General features: G+C 54.5%; 3 protein-coding genes and 1 pseudogene. 2 read left to right on the top strand and 2 right to left on the bottom strand.

Annotated features, from left to right (window positions below; genetic code table 11):
• The coding region (locus tag AC1DH9_RS25215) for a LysR family transcriptional regulator (protein ID WP_477808992.1) at positions 1–728 on the bottom strand (728 nt) is incomplete at its 3' end.
• Between the two features lie 503 nt (positions 729–1,231).
• The gene (locus tag AC1DH9_RS25210) at positions 1,232–1,777 is read right to left on the bottom strand and encodes a sugar ABC transporter (protein WP_427536745.1); all 546 of its coding nucleotides are present in this window, start codon (positions 1,775–1,777) and stop codon (positions 1,232–1,234) included.
• Positions 1,778–1,936: 159 nt separating this feature from the next.
• Between AC1DH9_RS25210 and AC1DH9_RS25205 the strand changes: the two genes are divergently transcribed.
• Positions 1,937–2,839, top strand: a complete 903-nt coding sequence (locus AC1DH9_RS25205; RefSeq protein ID WP_477808991.1) for a LysR substrate-binding domain-containing protein — start codon at positions 1,937–1,939, stop codon at positions 2,837–2,839.
• A 226-nt stretch (positions 2,840–3,065) separates the two neighbouring features.
• Positions 3,066–3,525, top strand: a pseudogene (locus AC1DH9_RS25200) (transposase); the annotation flags it as partial.

Raw genomic sequence — 3,525 nt, 5'->3', positions numbered from 1 at the left:
ACTCTTGCCAGCCGATATTCTTTCCCTAAAAAATCCGGGAGGAAAACGATGCCTGCGTTCCCTACGGCGGCTAATGCCTGGATGCGCAGATCATTGCTGGTAACGGAAAGCGGTCTCCCTTCCAGGCGATCTAAGAGCCATCGTTGCTGTATCGAATCGCCCATGCTCCGGTCGTAGCCTATAAACTCATACTTGTCAGGTTTTCGTTGAGTGATGTAATCCTGACTTGCGTAAGGGAAGAAGCGCAAAAAGCCCAGGCTTTTGGCAACAACGCTCTGTTCTTCCGGCCTGCTGAAGGTAATGGMAATATCGGTTTCTTTCCTCTCCAACGACGCGATGGACTTGGCGCCAACGAGCCTCAGTTGCAACCGGGGATGACGTTCGCGTAACGCCCCGAGTCGCCGAGCTACCAGAGTCCCGAGGTATGCAGGAGGTGCAGACAAGATCACCTCACCCTCAATGCGACTTTCCTCGCGGTCAACGAATCGCTGAAGCGCAAATGACGCGATCTCCATCTGCGTGGCATATTCGTTTACCCTGACCCCGTCTTCAGTTAGCTGGTAAACACGGCCTCTTCGATCCACTAGCTTCATGTTCAGAGATGCTTCGAGGGCCGCGATCCTGCGAGCTACGGTTGCGTGCTCCACTCCTAGTGAACGTGCGGCACCAGCCAGGGATCCTTCACGAGCAAAGGCAGAGAAAAAGCGCAGGCTATCCCAGTCAAGCATATTTAATCATCAGGTTGGCGTAAGGGGCTTAGAGTACGTAAGCAAAGGCCTAGCTTACCGCTTAAAAGGCCAGAGAAAGTGTGTATGTTGCCGCTGACCCAAAACTGCCCCCAGGTGTTCAACTGTTTCTGCTCAATTTTTGAGCAGAAGAACACCGGCTGATCAGCATGGAAATGATGGGCAAAATTCGGCGCATGTATTTTCGTGACAAGCTGTCGCTGCATCGGTCGCGGTAGGGATGGCAGTTACCTGCCACCCCGCACAGATCCGTACGTGCGGAACTACCGCATACGGCTTCTGCCTCGGGTAGCAGTCGTCTGTATCCTTCCCGAGTGGGTGTCATCGCCGATGAAATGAGACTGCCAGTCACGAGCGCTTCTTTGATCGAGGCGGCTCAGTTTTCAATCAGCGCCAACATGCAGTGCGCCGTGAGTTCCGCAAGCGCTTCATCTGGCGGCATCTTTTGCGCAGGGATAAAAATCGTGACATTGGGCATTTCTGCTCTACCGTGATACTTCGGATGTGGCGTCACCGCTGCTCGTCAATTGCTCTGTCATCGGCACATAGAGGTGGACGTCCTCCGGCAAATATTCCACGCCGGATTCGATGGGACGATCGAGCTTCGCCAGCCATCGATGCTCCGGAAACTTCTCCAATGCTACTGCTTGAATCTGATAAGGCGTGAGGCCCATCCTGATGAGCGGGTCGGGGCCGGTTGCGCTCACCACCAGATATTCGTCTGCACCGATGGCAGGAGCACGGTCAAGACCACTATAAAGATTGCGATGCCAATCGGTGATGTGCTGTTGCCAGCGCGCGAAGTTTCCACCGCCTTTCTGACGATATTCATCTCCCTGAAGAACGTCTAGATTGTCGATTGAATGAACGGCAAGGTAAACAGGGCAACCGGCGCTCACTGCTTTGAAACGCTGCGATGTATGGAATCCGCTCACTGAAATGAGCGCGGGCAGTTTTTCCAAGCTGTAAAAATGATTCCACTCTGCTTCGCTGGCTGGATCGGCGAAGGTGCATTCCACTGTATAGATCATCAGATTACTCCTGGCCGGGAGTCTCATGCGCCCGGCTTCGCTTGTTGATATCCTGTCACGGTATGACTTGTATCGCGGCGTATAAAACGATTTTTTGGTAACCTTCATTGATAAAATATCAAGATGGCTTGGGTACCTCGCCCTGAATCAGGAACACTCATGCGCCGAAAGATCCCCAGCAACACTGCACTGATGGCATTCGAGGCTGCCGCCCGTCATGGCAGCTTCGCGCGCGCGGCGGACGAACTATCTGTCACCGAAGGGGCCATCAGTCGTCAGATTGGCCGACTGGAAGCATTCCTCGGTGTCACGCTGTTCGAGCGAATCGGAAATCGCGTCCGACTCCTGCCTAACGGGGAGCGCTACGCAGCCCAGGTTCGGGAGTCGCTTGATCGGTTGAATCGGGATAGCCAATACCTGATGGGACAGCCGAGCGATGGCGCGAGTCTCGACATCGCCACCGTCCCGACTTTCGCAATGCGGTGGCTCATTCCACGTTTGCCACAATTTCGGCAGAAGCATCCGAACATCTCAGTGCACCTTGCCGAGCGTACGGAACCCTTCGTCCTCGCCGGAAGCGGGTTCGATGCTGCAATCCATTTCGAGCATCCGGCATGGACAGGAATGCGGACGCACCCTCTGTTGAATGAGGTGCTGGTTCCGGTTTGCCATCCCKAACTTCTGAAGGACGTCAAAATGGCAATTGCACTGGATATCCTGCCGCGACTGCATCGACGACAGAACCCTGATGCGTGGCAACGCTACGCCGAGGAGACTGGAATCGCACTGACCAATCCTGCAATTGGTGCGCGTTATGATCTTCATGCAATGTTGATCGAGGCTGCTTTGGCCGGTCTTGGCGTTGCTTTGGTACCGCGTTTCTACATTGAAACCGAACTTGCGCAAGGTCGGTTGGCTGCTCCGTGGCCAGATGGGAAAACAATCTCCAAAACCTTCAGCCTCATCCTCCCCGAGCCTATTGGACTGAGCAGAGAGCCAATACGAGCGTTTGCTCAATGGATACTGGATGAGGCGAAGAAGGCAACAATGGTTGAGCTGTAGGCGTGAGAGAGCGTTGGTCAGAGCGGACACTGTTAAACGGCTTGATACCACTGCGATCCGAAGAGGGTTCGGCAGCCCCAGTGGCCGAGCTCTGCTGCACCCTGACGTATTTGAGAAACCATGGCTCAATGCTGTACGACTCGATGTTTCTACCGTATATGATGTAGTGGTCTAATGAAGCCGGACACCCATTTAGGCGAGAATGCTCGCCAGATCTAGGTGTCAGATGACCAAACAACGCCGTGTTTTTTCCGCTGAAATCAAGCGCGAGGCTGCCGACCTCGTGCTCAAGCAAAGCTACAGTTTCATCGAAGCCAGTCGTTCACTCGGCGTCGGTGAGTCGGCACTACGCCGCTGAGTCAACCAGGTTCGGCAGGAGTGCAAAGGCGTTACTCCGCAAAGTAAAGCGCTGACCCCGGAACAACAGTAAATCCAGGAGCTGGAAGCTCGTATCGCTCGACTCGAGCGAGAGAAATCCATCCTGAAAAAGGCTACCGCGCTCTTGATGTCAGAAGATCACGAGCGTTCGCACTGATTGACCAACTGAGCGTCCGCGAGCCGGTTGATTGGCTGTGCAAGTTGTTTGAAGCCACTCGCTCGTGTTACTACGCCCAGCATCTCAGGCGCCGGACTCCGGATGTTGAGCGGCTTCGGCTGCGCAGTCGGGTCAATGAACTGTTCACAGA

Source organism: Pseudomonas sp. 05T35, from assembly GCF_056396605.1.
The sequence above is the reverse complement of the archived record's forward strand: the minus strand, read 5'-3'. Positions and strand labels throughout refer to the sequence as shown.